Source organism: Methylomonas rapida (genome assembly GCF_024360925.2).
In the GTDB taxonomy this organism is placed as follows: Bacteria; Pseudomonadota; Gammaproteobacteria; order Methylococcales; family Methylomonadaceae; genus Methylomonas; species Methylomonas rapida.
In genome coordinates, this window is sequence record NZ_CP113517.1 from 805,289 (window position 1) to 819,551 (window position 14,263).

General features: G+C 56.4%; 12 protein-coding genes and 3 tRNA genes. 7 read left to right on the top strand and 8 right to left on the bottom strand.

Going from position 1 to position 14,263, the window contains the following annotated elements; all coding sequences use genetic code 11:
• Nucleotides 1–511: 511 nt before the first annotated feature.
• From ilvC to NM686_RS03905, 3 genes are read right to left on the bottom strand one after another with little or no spacing between them, the layout of a single operon-like run.
• On the bottom strand, nucleotides 512–1,528 hold the full coding sequence (gene ilvC, locus NM686_RS03895) for a ketol-acid reductoisomerase (protein ID WP_255186577.1): 1,017 nt from the start codon (nucleotides 1,526–1,528) through the stop codon (nucleotides 512–514).
• A gap of 28 nt (nucleotides 1,529–1,556) precedes the next feature.
• Entirely contained in the window at nucleotides 1,557–2,048 is a 492-nt protein-coding gene (gene ilvN, locus NM686_RS03900; protein WP_255186578.1) for an acetolactate synthase small subunit, read from the bottom strand.
• Nucleotides 2,049–3,785 carry an acetolactate synthase 3 large subunit gene (locus tag NM686_RS03905; protein WP_255186579.1) on the bottom strand — a complete coding sequence of 579 codons (1,737 nt, stop codon included), beginning with the start codon at nucleotides 3,783–3,785 and terminating at the stop codon, nucleotides 2,049–2,051.
• Between the two features lie 129 nt (nucleotides 3,786–3,914).
• Here NM686_RS03905 and NM686_RS03910 point away from each other — a divergent pair, with 129 nt between their 5' ends.
• On the top strand, nucleotides 3,915–4,628 hold the full coding sequence (locus tag NM686_RS03910) for a 4'-phosphopantetheinyl transferase family protein (protein WP_255186580.1): 714 nt from the start codon (nucleotides 3,915–3,917) through the stop codon (nucleotides 4,626–4,628).
• A 124-nt stretch (nucleotides 4,629–4,752) separates the two neighbouring features.
• On the opposite strand, the gene NM686_RS03915 is transcribed toward NM686_RS03910, so the two are convergent.
• The 4 genes from NM686_RS03915 to NM686_RS03930 all read right to left on the bottom strand — a co-directional run bounded on the left by NM686_RS03915 (nucleotide 4,753) and on the right by NM686_RS03930 (nucleotide 5,636).
• Nucleotides 4,753–4,828, bottom strand: a tRNA-Gly gene (locus NM686_RS03915).
• A 31-nt stretch (nucleotides 4,829–4,859) separates the two neighbouring features.
• A tRNA-Cys gene (locus tag NM686_RS03920) sits at nucleotides 4,860–4,933 on the bottom strand.
• A gap of 44 nt (nucleotides 4,934–4,977) precedes the next feature.
• Nucleotides 4,978–5,053: transfer RNA gene (locus NM686_RS03925), tRNA-Gly, on the bottom strand.
• A 61-nt stretch (nucleotides 5,054–5,114) separates the two neighbouring features.
• Nucleotides 5,115–5,636, bottom strand: a complete 522-nt coding sequence (locus NM686_RS03930) for a hypothetical protein (protein WP_255186581.1) — start codon at nucleotides 5,634–5,636, stop codon at nucleotides 5,115–5,117.
• A 222-nt stretch (nucleotides 5,637–5,858) separates the two neighbouring features.
• Here NM686_RS03930 and NM686_RS03935 point away from each other — a divergent pair, with 222 nt between their 5' ends.
• The gene (locus NM686_RS03935) at nucleotides 5,859–7,205 is read left to right on the top strand and encodes a TolC family protein (RefSeq protein ID WP_269022374.1); all 1,347 of its coding nucleotides are present in this window, start codon (nucleotides 5,859–5,861) and stop codon (nucleotides 7,203–7,205) included.
• A gap of 14 nt (nucleotides 7,206–7,219) precedes the next feature.
• Here NM686_RS03935 and NM686_RS03940 read toward each other — a convergent pair whose 3' ends face one another.
• Nucleotides 7,220–7,507, bottom strand: coding sequence for a hypothetical protein (locus NM686_RS03940; RefSeq protein ID WP_269023023.1), 288 nt, complete (start codon nucleotides 7,505–7,507; stop codon nucleotides 7,220–7,222).
• On the opposite strand from NM686_RS03940, the gene NM686_RS03945 reads away from it, so the two are divergent.
• The 5 genes from NM686_RS03945 (at nucleotide 7,446) to fabF (ending at nucleotide 14,263) form a co-directional block, all read left to right on the top strand.
• Complete coding sequence (locus tag NM686_RS03945; protein ID WP_255188568.1) at nucleotides 7,446–8,318, top strand: efflux RND transporter periplasmic adaptor subunit; 873 nt, start codon at nucleotides 7,446–7,448, stop codon at nucleotides 8,316–8,318. The genes NM686_RS03940 and NM686_RS03945 overlap by 62 nt on opposite strands.
• The gene (locus tag NM686_RS03950; protein ID WP_269022375.1) at nucleotides 8,315–11,581 is read left to right on the top strand and encodes an efflux RND transporter permease subunit; all 3,267 of its coding nucleotides are present in this window, start codon (nucleotides 8,315–8,317) and stop codon (nucleotides 11,579–11,581) included. Before NM686_RS03945 ends, NM686_RS03950 begins: the two co-directional genes overlap by 4 nt.
• A gap of 7 nt (nucleotides 11,582–11,588) precedes the next feature.
• Nucleotides 11,589–12,527 carry a hypothetical protein gene (locus tag NM686_RS03955; protein ID WP_255186585.1) on the top strand — a complete coding sequence of 313 codons (939 nt, stop codon included), beginning with the start codon at nucleotides 11,589–11,591 and terminating at the stop codon, nucleotides 12,525–12,527.
• A 172-nt stretch (nucleotides 12,528–12,699) separates the two neighbouring features.
• Nucleotides 12,700–12,933, top strand: coding sequence for an acyl carrier protein (gene acpP / locus NM686_RS03960; protein WP_013820083.1), 234 nt, complete (start codon nucleotides 12,700–12,702; stop codon nucleotides 12,931–12,933).
• Between the two features lie 85 nt (nucleotides 12,934–13,018).
• Nucleotides 13,019–14,263: a beta-ketoacyl-ACP synthase II gene (gene fabF, locus NM686_RS03965; RefSeq protein WP_255186586.1), complete on the top strand. Its 1,245-nt coding sequence runs from the start codon at nucleotides 13,019–13,021 to the stop codon at nucleotides 14,261–14,263.

A 14,263-nucleotide genomic window follows, 5' to 3' on the forward strand; every position in this document is an offset into this window, starting at 1 on the left:
GCGGCTCGCTATCCTGTTTAGATGACAATTCAAGGACAAACAGCTACTTGTCTGCCATTCAAAAAGTCACAGAAACGGCGCTCGGGGTAAGCCATTGATGCCGTTTAACCTTGAAAAATCATTTGGTCCACGAAACACAGAAAAATCACGAAAATTTTCAAACAGTTATCACGCCCAAGAGCAGCACCTAACAGGTGAATCGATAAGCTTCATAACGCAATGATTTATTTCGTGTATTTCGTGATTTTCGTGGACTTGCTGCCGTTAGGTTTAATGTGCTGGGAGCGGTATTTTAAAACTCTGCGGGGCAAAATTCACCACTGCCGAAATTTTATGCGCGAAAAGTCTATGCCAATTCCTTTTTGTCTCAGTTATCAGGCTGCCAAGAAGTGTTGGCCAGTTCAGCCGCTTGTGGCAAGGATTGTTCGCAAAAATTGCAGATTCGGAATCTATGGTTGGCACGCAAAAAAAAGCCCATCCTGGGATGGGCTTTTTACTGGTTAACGGTCGCTTAGTTTTTGCTTTTATCGACGATTTGGTTGGCCTTGATCCATGGCATCATGCCGCGCAATTTGGCGCCGACCACTTCGATCGGATGTTCGGCGTTCAGGCGGCGTCTGGCTGTCATTTCCGGATAGCCGGTTTGGCCTTCCAGGATGAACTGCTTGGCGTATTTGCCTTGTTGAATGTCTTCCAGGGCTTGTTTCATCGCCCAGCGGCTTTCTTCGTTGATCACGCGCGGGCCGGTGACGTATTCGCCGTATTCCGCGTTGTTGGAGATCGAGTAGTTCATGTTGGCAATGCCGCCTTCGTACATCAGGTCCACGATCAGTTTCAGTTCGTGCAGGCACTCGAAATAGGCCATTTCAGGCGGATAACCCGCTTCGGTCAGGGTTTCGAAACCGGCTTTGACCAGTTCCACCGCGCCGCCGCACAATACCGCTTGCTCGCCGAACAAGTCGGTTTCGGTTTCGTCGCGGAAGGTGGTTTCGATGATGCCGGAACGGCCGCCGCCGATCGCGGAAGCATAAGACAAGCAGATGGCTTTGGCTTGGCCTGAAGCGTCCTGGTGAATCGCAATCAAGTCAGGAATGCCGCCGCCTTTGACGAATTCGGAGCGCACGGTGTGACCCGGCGCTTTAGGCGCGATCATGATCACGTCCAGATCGGCACGTGGCACGACTTGGTTGTACAGAATCGAGAAACCGTGGGCGAAGGCCAACGCGGCGCCTTGCTTGATGTTGGGTTCGATTTCTTCCTTGTACAGTTTGGATTGGAACTCGTCCGGAGTCAGGATCATCACTACGTCGGCGCCGGCGACGGCTTCCGGTACTTCCTTGACGGTCAGGCCGCTGTTTTGCGCTTTGGCGACAGACGCGGAATTGGCGCGCAGGCCGACGACGACGTCAACGCCTGAATCTTTCAGGTTGTTGGCGTGGGCATGGCCTTGTGAACCGTAACCGATGATGGCTACTTTTTTGCCTCTGATGACCGACAGGTCGGCGTCTTTGTCGTAATAAACTTGCATAGATTTTCTCTTGTTATGATGGTGTTAATTAAAGATGTAAGCCTTTTTCGCCTCGGGAAATGCCGGTCGGGCCGGAGCGCACCACTTCGATGATGCAATCGGGGTCCAGGCCATGAACGAAGGCATCCAGTTTACTGGATTCGCCGGTCATTTCGACGACATAACTGGTCGTGGTCACGTCTATGATTTTGCCGCGGAAGATATCGGCCATGCGTTTGGCCTCTTCCCGCGTTTCCGGAGTGGTTTTGATCTTGACCAGCATCAGCTCGCGCTCGATATGCGGGGCTTCGGCCAGATCGATCAATTTGACCACATCGATCAGCTTATTCAGTTGCTTGGTGATTTGTTCTATCACTTCATCGTTGCCGCGGGTGACCAACGTCATGCGGGATAGACTGCCATCTTCGGTCGGCGCCACGGTCAATGATTCGATATTGTAGCCGCGCGCCGAGAACAGGCCAGATACTCGCGACAAGGCGCCGGCTTCGTTTTCAATCAGGATCGAGATGATATGTCTCATTTATGATAACTCCCTGTTCAGCGGAGTGCCTGGAGCGACCCGCAGCTTCATGTCATGATGAGCCTTGCCGGCCTCGATCATCGGATACACGTTTTCGGTACGGTCGGTGATGAAATCCAAAAATACCGTTCTGTCTTTCATCGCGAAGGCCTCTTTTAGCGCATCGCGTACGTCGGCCGGTTTTTCGATCCTTATGCCAACGTGGCCATAAGCTTCCGCCAGCTTGACGAATTCCGGGATGGTGTCCATGTAGGATTGCGAGTAACGGCTCTGGTAGGAAAACTCCTGCCATTGCCTCACCATGCCCATGTAACGGTTGTTCAGATTGATGATCTTGACCGGCGTGTGGTATTGCAGCGCCGTCGACAGCTCCTGTATGCACATCTGGATACTGGCCTCTCCCGTTACGCAGGCGACATCGGCATCCGGGAAGGCCAGCTTTACGCCGATCGCGGCAGGCAAGCCAAAGCCCATCGTGCCGAGGCCACCGGAATTGATCCAACGGCGCGGTTTGTCAAACTTGTAATACTGGGCCGCGTACATCTGATGCTGGCCGACATCGGATGTGATGTAGGCATCGCCCTTGGTTACTTCGTACAGCTGCTCGATGACGAACTGCGGTTTGATGAACGAACTGTTGCGATCGTAATCCAGGCAGTTGACATCGCGCCAGCTTTGAATCAATTGCCACCAGGCTTCCAGTGCTGGTTTGGATGGCTTGATTTTGCTTTCCTTGATCAGTTCCATCATCTGCTGCAACACGGGCTTCACTTCACCGACGATGGGAATGTCGACGCGCACGGTTTTGGAAATCGATGAGGGGTCGACATCGATATGAATGATCTTGGCATAAGGACAAAATTCGGCCAGCTTGCCGGTGACGCGGTCGTCGAAGCGTGCGCCTACGGCTAGGATCACGTCGCTTTCATGCATCGCCATGTTGGCTTCGTAGGTGCCGTGCATGCCCAGCATGCCCAAAAACTGTTTGTCAGTGGCAGGGTAAGCGCCCAGGCCCATCAACGTGTTGGTGATGGGGTAGCCCAGCATTTGGGTCAGTTCGGTCAATTCCTTGTGCCCTTCGCCCAGGATCACGCCGCCGCCGGAATAAATGATAGGCCGTTGCGCCGACAACAATACCTCGACGGCGCGCTTGATCTGGCCCTTGTGGCCGACCACGACCGGGTTGTAAGAGCGCATGCTGACTTTTTTCGGGTACTTGTAGGGTACCTTGATGTTCGGGTCGGTAATGTCCTTGGGGATGTCGACCAGGACAGGACCGGGTCTGCCGGTGGTGGCCAGATAAAAAGCCTTTTTCATGGTCTCGGCGATGTCATTGACATCCTTGACCAGGAAGTTATGTTTGACGCAAGGGCGGGTAATGCCGACGGTATCGACCTCTTGAAAGGCGTCGCTGCCGATGACAGGCGAGGGCACCTGTCCGGAAATGACCACCATCGGAATCGAATCCATATAGGCCGTGGCGATGCCAGTCACGGCGTTGGTGGCGCCGGGGCCCGAAGTCACCAGCACTACGCCGGGTTTGCCGGTGGCGCGCGCGTAGGCATCGGCCGAATGCGTGGCGCCTTGTTCGTGCCGCACCAAAATATGTTTTACGTCGTCTTGATGAAAAATGGCATCATAGATGTGCAAAACCGAGCCACCTGGATAGCCAAAGATATATTCGACACCTTCGTCTTTAAGACACTGGACAACAATTTGTCCGCCGCTGAGTTCCAATTTTATGTCCTCAAAATGCTAATCAAACCTGAAAATGCTTTATACAAAAAAGGGAGAGTAAACTACTGTCTTTAGCGGCTTTCGTCAAGAAAAACAAGCGTTTTACCTAGGTTTTGCAGGGGATTAGAAGTGGAAATACGGCAGCAGGAAGCGGTGTTGGTATCGCAATTTGTCGATGTTTGGGAAGGTCGGTTGACATTGGCGGCTGAGCAAATACGGAGCCTGTTTGGGTTTTTGGGGCAGGACGAGCGGGAAAGGGCGCAAACGTTCAAGTTGCCGCAGATGCGTGATCGTTATATCGCCGTGCGTGGGATGTTGCGGCAGACCTTGGCGGGCTACCTTGATGTTGCGCCGGAAAGTTTGCGGTTTGAAGTCAACGAATACGGCAAACCCAGCTTGCTGTGCGGCTCTTTGCATTTCAATCTTTCTCATTCAGCCGACGTCCTGATGATTGCGGTGGCCAATTTTGCCGACATCGGAATCGATGTCGAAACCATCAAGATGCGTCCGAGTTTGGATAGTCTGGCCGAACGCTGCTTTTCGGCCAATGAACTGACCGGCTGGCGCCAATTACCGCAAGATCAAAAATTGCAATGTTTCTATCGGTTGTGGACCAAAAAAGAAGCCTTTGTCAAGGCAGTCGGACGCGGCATTGCGTTGGGTTTGGAATTGTGCGAGTTCGAACTCGAAGTGGGTGGGCAATTGTTGGCGATTCCGCCTGATTATGGGCCGGTATTGGCGTGGCAGGTTACGGAGTTGGCGGTTTCGCCTGAAATTGGCGGCGCGCTGGTAACGAAGCGGTGCCCGTTCGGATTGTCGCGCCGCAATATCGTTATTTCCTGAGCCGCAAAGCGGCAGTCAACACGGGGGGTGCGATGCTCTATTGGTGTCTACGGTGCGATTTTTGGGGATAATCTGTTTTAGCCCTGGCGGGTTATCAAGTCGTAAGGGCTTGATTGGAATGATTTGGAGCGGGAAACGAGACTCGAACTCGCGACCCCAACCTTGGCAAGGTTGTGCTCTACCAACTGAGCTATTCCCGCTTTACGCATGCGTTTTGCGCGCTTGATTATATGGAGGCTGCGACCGGAATCGAACCGGTGTATACGGCTTTGCAGGCCGCTGCATAACCACTTTGCTACGCAGCCTTTGTCTTAAATAAAAAAGCCGCGTAGTCGCGGCTTTTAAAATTTGGAGCGGGAAACGAGACTCGAACTCGCGACCCCAACCTTGGCAAGGTTGTGCTCTACCAACTGAGCTATTCCCGCTTTGCTTTCGATACGTGCATTATAAGCAATAAAAATTACGTGTCAACAGTTTTGCAAATTTTTATTGTAAATTGATGGCCGAAGTCCAGGCTTTCTTGCCTTGGCATTCGCCTGCAGCAGTGATTTCCACTTCCGCCCATACCAGATTCTTATCTGTGCTGTCGTTCATGGACTGAGCCAGCTTGACGGTAGTTCCTTGCGGCATGTGCTTGCATGCGCCTTCACGATCGTTTTCTTCCGAATCGTCATAGGCAGCCATGGAGCCAGGTACCGCTACCAAACGGATGGTAGCGTTAGGGTCGTAAGTGTTAGGGCTTTTTAGGACATAACTCTGTCCAACCACCATAGGTTTGGTTTGATGAACTGGCAGTTTATTATCGGATCCGCCGCTCATCATCAGGACCACCAATAGCAGAGCAACCCCGCCAATGCCGCCGAAAAATACCTTTGGATTGGACTCCTTCAATTCAAGCAGCTTGGAAATCATGTTGCCGGCAGCGACTGGTGTTTCGATCGCGGGTTGGCTGGTTTCCTCCGCTGGAGTCAAGTTTTCTGATTCGTTGGTGTTGTCATCAATGCTCATGCGATATGTCCTCTCGGTAGTTCTTATTATGGTAGTGATTGTGCTAAGAGCGCTAAAGTTACCATGCTGATCAAACATTTCAAGCATTCATTTTGCAGTTTTTTGATTAACGCTTTTATGAATTACAGGCTACAGTTGCCCTATAGGCAGGAAATTGCCGGCAGGGTTGGGTTAAACTAATATATTAGAAAATTCTTACGTGCGAGGTGTTTGGGTGCGCTTATGCGGTTATTTTTGATACACATGCTTGTCATCGTGTTGCTGTTTTTCGGTTATCGAGTGGCACAGGCGGATGTCGAGGCTCGTACTTTTACATTGCAACAAACCCTCGATTATGCGCTGGAGAACAATCCGGAGCTGGGGGTATTGCAGGCGAGGATCGAGCAGGCGGATGCGCAATTGGGCGAGGCGTTGGCGGCGTTTTATCCGCAAATCAAGGCGAGCCTGTCGTATCTGCACAGCGACAATCCCTCGCAAGCCTTCGCGATGATCATCGCCCAGCGGCGGCTGGATTTTGCCAAGGGGGACGGTTATTTCAACCATCCGGGCGGGGTCGACAACTACCGGCCGGAAGTGAGCGCCAGTTATGCCTTGTTTCGCGGTGGTCAGGACTATTACCGCAAGCAGGCGGCGGAGTGGGGGATAGAGACCGCCGAGCTGGAAAAAACCGCCACCCGGCATCAGCTGATCGACAACGTCACCGCGACCTACTACGGCTATTGGGCTGCGCAAGACGCGCACGCCGTGAGCCAGCGCTCGATCGAAGCCGTGCAGGCCCAGCTGGGGCAAAGCCGCACCCGTTTCGAGGCCGGCACGCTGTTGAAATCCGATGTGTTGTCGCTGGAAGTGCAATTGGCCGAAGCCCAGGACGCGGAAATCCAGGCGACCCATGCGATCGATATGGCCAAGGCCATGCTGAAAACCCTGATGGGCTTGCCGGCGGCACAGGATTTTGCCTTGGCGACCCCGCTCGAGCAAAACCTGCCTGAAACGCCGGCCGGGTTCGAGGTCTTGCTGGACCAGGCCCTGCGTCAGCATCCCGGCTTGCAGGCCGCCCAAAAGCGGGTCGCCATCGCCGAGAAACAGCTCGACATGGCCGAAGCCGGGCATTTACCGCGCGCCGACGCCTTCGTCAGCTACGGCTCCGACAGCCAGGACCTGGCCTACAGCACCCGCCGCGACAACGTCACCGCCGGCGTGACGCTCGAAGTCGACGTGTTTTCCGGCTTCGCCACCCAGGAAAAGATCAAGCACGCCGAGCACGCCGTGACCGCCGCCCGCGAAGCCGCCCGGCAAATGCGGCTGCAGGTGGAAAACCAGGTCAAGACCGCGCACCTGAAATTACTGGAAGCCCTGAGCCGCGAACGGGTGACCGCGGTCGCGGTGCGGGCCGCCGAAGAAGCCCTGCGCCTGGTCAACGAACAGCGCAACGCCGGCGTCGTCACCGTAACCCGTTATATCGAAGCCGAAGTCGCGCGCGACAAGGCCCGGACCCGCGACATCGCCGCCCGTTACGACGCCTTGCGTGCCGACGCGGCCTTGAAACTGGCCACCGGTTTTTGGAACTGAGCACATAGGATACCTCACATGTCGGAACACAACGCTTCCCGCCAGCCGCGCTGGTTGCTGCCCGCCGCCGCCATCGGCGGCTTGATGCTGGTGATCTTGTATGCCCTGGGCATTTTGGGCGGACCGGACAAGGTCGAGCCCGGTGTCAGCCCGGGGCCGGGCCAAACCCTGCCCGCCGGCGCCAAAACCTTTAAAGTCGGCGCCCAGGCGGCCGTCAATACCCTCGCCTGGCAAGGCCGCGTGCGCTCGCGGACCGTGGCGAACCTCTCGCCGAAACTGAGCGCGCGCGTCCTCGAAGTCAACGTGCGGCCCGGCGACAGCGTCAAGCAGGGCGACGTGCTGGCCCGGCTCGACGACCGCGAGTTACGCGCGGCGCATGAGGCCGCGACAGCCGCGTTGGCGGCCGCCCAGGCGCGGGCCGCGCAAGCCACGGCCGACGAAAAGCGCGCGGCCGCTTTGTATGACAAACAAGCCGCCACGCAACAAGACTACGACGCCGCCCTTGCCCAGGCCAAGGCCGCGCGCGCCCTGGTCGGCCAAGCCGCCGGCGCGGCCCGCCAGGCCCAGGTCCTGCTGGGGGACAATAGCCTGCGGGCGCCGTTCGACGGCGTGATCAGCGAGCGCTTGAAAGAACCCGGCGACATGGCCATGCCCAGCGAAACCGTCGTCACCCTGTACCAAGCGCAAGCGCTGCGCTTCGAAGCGGCGATTGCCAGCCAGTGCGCGGCCTCGGTCAGCCGGGGCATGACGGCCACGGTACGCCTGGACGCCCTGGCGCCAACGCTCAGCGCGCAAGTCGACGAAATCGCCCCGGACATTGACCCGCACACCCATACCCGCCTGCTCAAACTCAGCTTGCCCGCGGCCGCCGGCGTGCGGCATGGACAGTTCGGCTGGCTGGAACTGAGCTGCCAGGCCGAGCGCCAGGCCTTGTTGATACCGCTCGGCGCGGTCCTGCAATACGGCCAGCTGCAAGCCGTCAAAGTGGTCGAAGACGGCCGCCTGCATACCCGTCACATCCGCACCGGCAAGCGCTACGGCGATCAAATCGAAGTCCTGTCCGGCCTGCGCGACGGCGAAACCCTTCTGGCTGACGGCGGATTGGCGTTATGACGCAGAAGGCCGCAAACACAAAAGACAGCCTGACGGTCGCCATCGTCAGACTGTTCACCACCTCGCACCTCTCGCTGTTGTTCCTGCTGATCTCGCTGTTGGCCGGCGCTGCCGCCCTGATCTTGACCCCGCGCGAGGAAGACCCGCAAATCATCGTGCCGGTGATGGACGTGTTCGTGCAATACCCCGGCGCCAGCGCCGAAGAAGTCGAAAAACGCGTTGCCACCCCGCTGGAAGTGCTACTGAAACAGATCCAGGGCGTCGAATACGTCTATTCCGTCTCCAGCCCCGGCCAGGCCCTGGTCACCGTGCGCTACGAAGTGGGGCAGAGCATCGAAGACAGCCTGATCAAGACCCGCGACAAACTGGACGCCAATCTGGACATCATTCCGCCCGGCGTCACCGACTGGGTGGTCAAACCGGTGGAAATCGACGATGTGCCGATCTTGCTGCTGAATCTGTCGCTGCCTAAGGCCTGCGAAGACAACCTGGCGTTGCGCCGCATCGCCGAAGAACTGATCGAACGCCTGCGCGCGATCGACGACGTCGGCAAGAGCTGGGTCATCGGCGCCGCACCGCGGCAGATTTCGGTCTATCCGCAACCGGCCAAGCTCCAGGCGGCCCAACTCAGTCTGCTGGACATTCGGCAAGCCCTGGCGCAAAGCAACCTCAAACTGTCCGCCGGCGCGCTGAACCAGCAAAACCAGGAAATCCTGCTGGAAGCCGGCCCGCACTATCAAACCCTCGACCAAGTCGGCGCCACGGTAGTGAAAAACGTCGACGGCCGCTTGCTCTATCTGCGCGACGTGGCCGAGATTCAAGACGGCCCGCGCGATACCCCGTACTACACCCGCATCGGCTTCGGTCCCGGCGTCGCGCACATGAAAACCGTCGGCCAGGCCGCCGGCCCCTGGCCGGAAATGGGCGAAGAGCGGCAAACCGCCACCCTCGCCATCGCCAAGCGCCGCGGCAGCAATGCGGTCGGCGTCGCCGAGCAGGTCCTGGCGCTGACCGCACAACTGCACGGCACGCTGATTCCCGACGACGTCCTGGTCACGGTGGCGCGCGACTACGGCGAAACCGCCGACCACAAAGTCAACGAACTGGTCATGCACCTGGGCATCGCCATCGCCACCATCATCGTGCTGCTGGCCTTGTCCCTGGGCTTCAAGGAATCGCTGATCGTCTCCCTGGCGGTGCCGATGACCTTCGCGGTGACCTTGCTGCTGGACTTGATCTTCGGCTACACCATCAACCGCGTGACCCTGTTCGCGCTGATCCTGTCGCTGGGCTTGCTGGTGGACGACCCCATCGTCGACGTCGAAAACATCCATCGCCATTACAAGCTGCGCAAGGAACCGCCGCTGCAGGCCCTGCTGACCGCGGTCGACGAAATTCGGCCGCCGACGATACTGGCGACCTTTGCCGTGATCATGTCCTTCGTGCCGATGTTCTTCATCACCGGCATGATGGGCCCCTACATGGCGCCGATGGCCTTCAACGTACCGATCGCGATGCTGATGTCGCTGATCATCGCCTTCAGCGTCACGCCGTGGGCCAGTTACCGCCTGCTGAAAGGCGACTACGGCAAGCAGCACGGCCCCGAATTCGACCTGAAACAAACCCGCGGTTTCAAGACCTATCAAGCCATCATGGCGCCGCTACTCCACAGCAAGCCCCGCGCCCTGTGGTTTTTGCTGGCGGTATTCATCGCCTTCGTCCTGTCCGCGCTGATGGCAGTGACCCGGGTGGTGCCGCTGAAACTTTTGCCGTTCGACAACAAAAACGAACTGCAACTGGTGATCGACATGCCGCGCGGGTCTTCGCTGGAGGCGACCGACGAAGTCGCGGCCGCCCTCGGCCGCTACCTGGCCAGCGTCAACGAAGTCAGCCACTACCAGACCTATGTCGGCCTGGCCTCGCCGATGGATTTCAACGGCATGGTGCGGCATTACTACCTACGGCAGGGCGCCTATGTCGGCGATGTGCGCATCGTCCTGGTCGACAAAACCCGGCGCGAACAACAATCGCATGCGATTGCCTTGAGGATGCGGCCCGAGATCGACAAAATCGAACGCCGCTACGGTGCCAACATCAAGATCGTGGAAATGCCGCCGGGGCCGCCGGTGCTGTCCAGCGTGGTCGCGGAAATCTACGGCCCACCGGAAGCCCGCTACGCCGACATCCTCCAGGTGTCTAACCGCGTGCGCGCCGACCTGGAACACAGCGAAGGCGTGGTCGACGTCGACGACTACGTCGAAGCGCCGCAAGCCAAACTGCATTTCCGTCTCGATCAGGACAAGGCCGCCTTGCTCGGCATCAGCAACCAGCAAGTGGCCCACAGCCTGAAACTGGCGGTCGAAGGCGGGCTGGCCGGCACCCTGCACGTCGAAAGCGAGCGCCAGCCGCTGCGAATACAACTGCAACTGCCGCGCGCCGCCCGCTCGTCGGAAGCCGATTTGCTGGCCTTGACGGTCAAGTCCGCCCGCGGCGACATGGTCCATCTGGGCGAGCTCGGTTATTTCGAACACCAGACCGGCGACCAGAGCATCTACCACAAGAACCTGCAGCGGGTCGCCTACGTGCTAGCCGAGATGGCGGGGCGCAGCCCGGTGGAAGCGGTGTGGGACTTGGGCGACAAGCTGGACGAAAAACCGCTGCCGCCCGGCTACCACGCCGAAATGGCCGGCGAGGGCGAATGGAAGATCACCGTCGACGTGTTCCGGGATTTGGGCCTGGCCTTCGCCGCGGCGATGGTGATGATCTACATCCTGCTGGTTGGGCAGACCGGCTCCCTGGGCGTGCCCTTGATCATGATGATCGCGATCCCGTTGACCGTGATCGGCATCATGCCCGGCTTCTGGTTCATCAACCTGTTTGCCGAGGACGTCGGCGCCTATGCCGACCCCATCTATTTCACCGCAACGGCGATGATCGGCATGATCGCGCTGGCCGGCATCGTGGTGCGCAACTCCATCATCCTGATCGACTTCATCGAGAGCATCTACCGCGGCAACCCGGCCATCTGCCTGATCGACGCCATCATCGAGGCCGGTGCCACCCGCCTGAATCCGATCTTCCTGACCGCCGCCTCCGCGGTGCTGGGCTCGGTGATGATCGTGCTCGACCCAATCTTCTCCGGCCTGGCCTGGAGCTTCATCTTCGGCATCATCGCCTCCACCCTGTTCTCGCTGGTGGTGATTCCCCTCGTCTACTTCCTGATCAATCGGGATATGGCTAAAACAGTAGAAATCGATCAATAAGCATTTTATGACCAAAGACTCGCCGTTCATTTTCGAACAAATACATATCGAGGTGGCCCGCGCCGCCTCGGACGACTTCAATTTGTTTCACGACAAGCATAAATGGTTGCAGGTTACCCATAACCCGTTCAAGGGACCGATAGTCCTGGGGTTTCAGATGAATACGCTGATCGAGCATCAGATAAGGCTTTATCGAGAGGCTCAGCACGAAGATAAGATCATCGCCGAAAATCAGCTGCGTTTCAGTAACTATCAGATTACTTTCGTCAACGCCTTGCGGCCACGGCAGGAGTTGGTGCTGGATATCAAAAAAACCTTGATTGCCACGATTCCCGAATTGACGCTGACCAATCGCATTACGATGAAGTCACGCGGAAAAACCATTCTTTTGGGCTATAAAAAAGAAACCAAAGCGCCTTTATTTTTAGCGGAGACCGATTTGAGCGCTCTGCCGGATCTCAATGGGCTTCCCGATAAATCCATGGTGCCCGGCACCGAGTTTTTTTTGAAACGCAAATGGATGACCAATGGCAATGCGAAAAACTTTTTATCGGGTTCCTTGGCCGAGCAATCGGATTATTTTGACGAATTGGCCCATGTGGCGCGCTATCCGGAAATTTTTCCCTGCAGTTTGACGTCCGGGGCATTGCTGGAAAAGGCGCAGTTGGAAAATCACGATTTCAAGCGCAACCCGATGGTCTACACTTCGCATGACATTTCCGTGGACAGGGAATGTCTGGCCCAGGTTAAAAACAACGATAAATTGCACATTCTGGTGAGGCAATTGCCGGAGTCGAAGGACAATACGCTGCATCACAGCAATATCATGTTGCGGACTTATGAGTGTTACGGATTGTTGGCGAATCGGGCCATCTTGTTCCGCATCAAGCTGAATTTGGTGCCGCTCGAAGAAATCGTCAAGAATCTGAGTTCAAAAATGCATTAACAATCAGCTTGTTGCGTTTGTGCGGGCTAATGTTGTGAATTTTTTGGAACATCAAGTATAATCCTGCAAATCGTTAGGCCTAGCCGGTGACGAGATTTCAAATTAACAATACAACACTAAAGATAAGGTGAATGCTTCGTATGAGGTGTTCGCATTGTTCGAGGAAAAATATATGAGTAATATCGAAGAACGAGTAAAAAAGATTGTCGCGGAGCAATTAGGCGTAAAGGAAGAAATCGCAAATGATGCGTCTTTTGTTGATGATCTTGGTGCGGATTCTTTAGACACAGTTGAACTCGTCATGGCTCTGGAAGAAGAATTCGAGTGCGAAATTCCAGACGAAGAAGCTGAAAAAATCACCACCGTCCAATTGGCTATCGATTATATCAACGCCAACCTGCAATAAGCTGTTTCAGGGGTTGGTGGGCGGCATGCCCGCTAACCCTTTCTCTTTTCCCCGCTGTTTGTCTTCTATTGAACGGTAGTTTACTGTGAGCACACGTCGAGTTGTTATAACTGGCTTAGGCGCTGTTACGCCTTTAGCGAATAATGTTGCCGATACCTGGGATGGGATTATCAACGGTAGAAGCGGCATAGGCCCCATAGAGTCGTTTGATATATCTAGTTTCGCAACCACCTTTGGCGGTGTGATCAAGAATTTGAACATAGGGGATTATATCCCCGAGAAAGATGCCAAGCGCATGGATGGTTTCGTGCATTACGGTATCGCGGCGGGTTGTCAGGCTTTCGAAGACTCCGGTATCGAAGTGACCGAAGCAAACGCCGAACGCATCGGTGTGGCGGTCGGTGCCGGTATTGGCGGCATCACGGGTATCGAAGAATGCTATGCCACTTATGTGGCGGGTGGCCCGCGCAAGATTTCACCGTTTTTCGTGCCCGGCAATATCATCAACATGATTTCCGGCAACCTTTCGATCAAATACGGTTTGAAAGGGCCGAATTTCGCGATTGTTACGGCGTGCTCGACCGGTACCCACAATATCGGTGATGCCGCAAGATTGATCAAATACGGCGATGCCGATGTGATGATCGCCGGTGGTGCCGAGCGCTGCACGACTTCGCCGACGGCCATGGGCGGTTTTGCGTCGGCTAAGGCTTTGTCACGTCGTAACGACGATCCGCAACGCGCTAGCCGCCCGTGGGATAGAGATCGCGACGGCTTCGTGCTGAGCGATGGTGCGGGCGTGGTGGTGCTGGAGGAGTTGGAGCATGCCAAGGCGCGTGGCGCCAAAATCTATGCGGAATTGGTCGGCTATGGCATGAGTGGCGATGCTTATCACATCACCTCGCCCTCTGTAGGCGGCGAGGGCGCGGCGCGTTGTATGCGCAATGCCTTGCGAGATGCCAAGTTGGACGCCAGCGCGGTCGATTACATCAATGCGCATGGTACCTCGACACCAGCCGGCGATATTGGCGAAACCCATGCGATGAAAGCCGCGTTGGGCGATCACGCCTATAAAGTGGCGGTCAGTTCGACCAAGTCGATGATAGGTCACTTGCTGGGCGCGGCAGGGGGTATCGAAGCCGTGCTGACGGCCTTGGCCATACAAAACCAAATCGCTCCGCCGACGATCAATCTGGAAAACCAAGATCCGGAATGCGATCTGGATTACGTACCCAACATCGCGCGGGAGATGAAAATCAATGTGGCGATGTCCAATTCCTTTGGATTTGGCGGGACCAACGGTACCTTGGTGTTCAAGCGTTACGAATAA

Excerpts from the sequence above, each read along its gene's own strand:
- NM686_RS03935 (WP_269022374.1), top strand. The coding sequence starts at position 5,859 with ATGCGGTTATTTTTGATACACATGCTTGTCATCGTGTTGCTGTTTTTC.
- NM686_RS03950 (WP_269022375.1), top strand. The coding sequence starts at position 8,315 with ATGACGCAGAAGGCCGCAAACACAAAAGACAGCCTGACGGTCGCCATC.
- NM686_RS03955 (WP_255186585.1), top strand. The coding sequence starts at position 11,589 with ATGACCAAAGACTCGCCGTTCATTTTCGAACAAATACATATCGAGGTG.
- acpP (WP_013820083.1), top strand. The coding sequence starts at position 12,700 with ATGAGTAATATCGAAGAACGAGTAAAAAAGATTGTCGCGGAGCAATTA.
- ilvN (WP_255186578.1), bottom strand. The coding sequence starts at position 2,048 with ATGAGACATATCATCTCGATCCTGATTGAAAACGAAGCCGGCGCCTTG.
- NM686_RS03930 (WP_255186581.1), bottom strand. The coding sequence starts at position 5,636 with ATGAGCATTGATGACAACACCAACGAATCAGAAAACTTGACTCCAGCG.
- ilvC (WP_255186577.1), bottom strand. The coding sequence starts at position 1,528 with ATGCAAGTTTATTACGACAAAGACGCCGACCTGTCGGTCATCAGAGGC.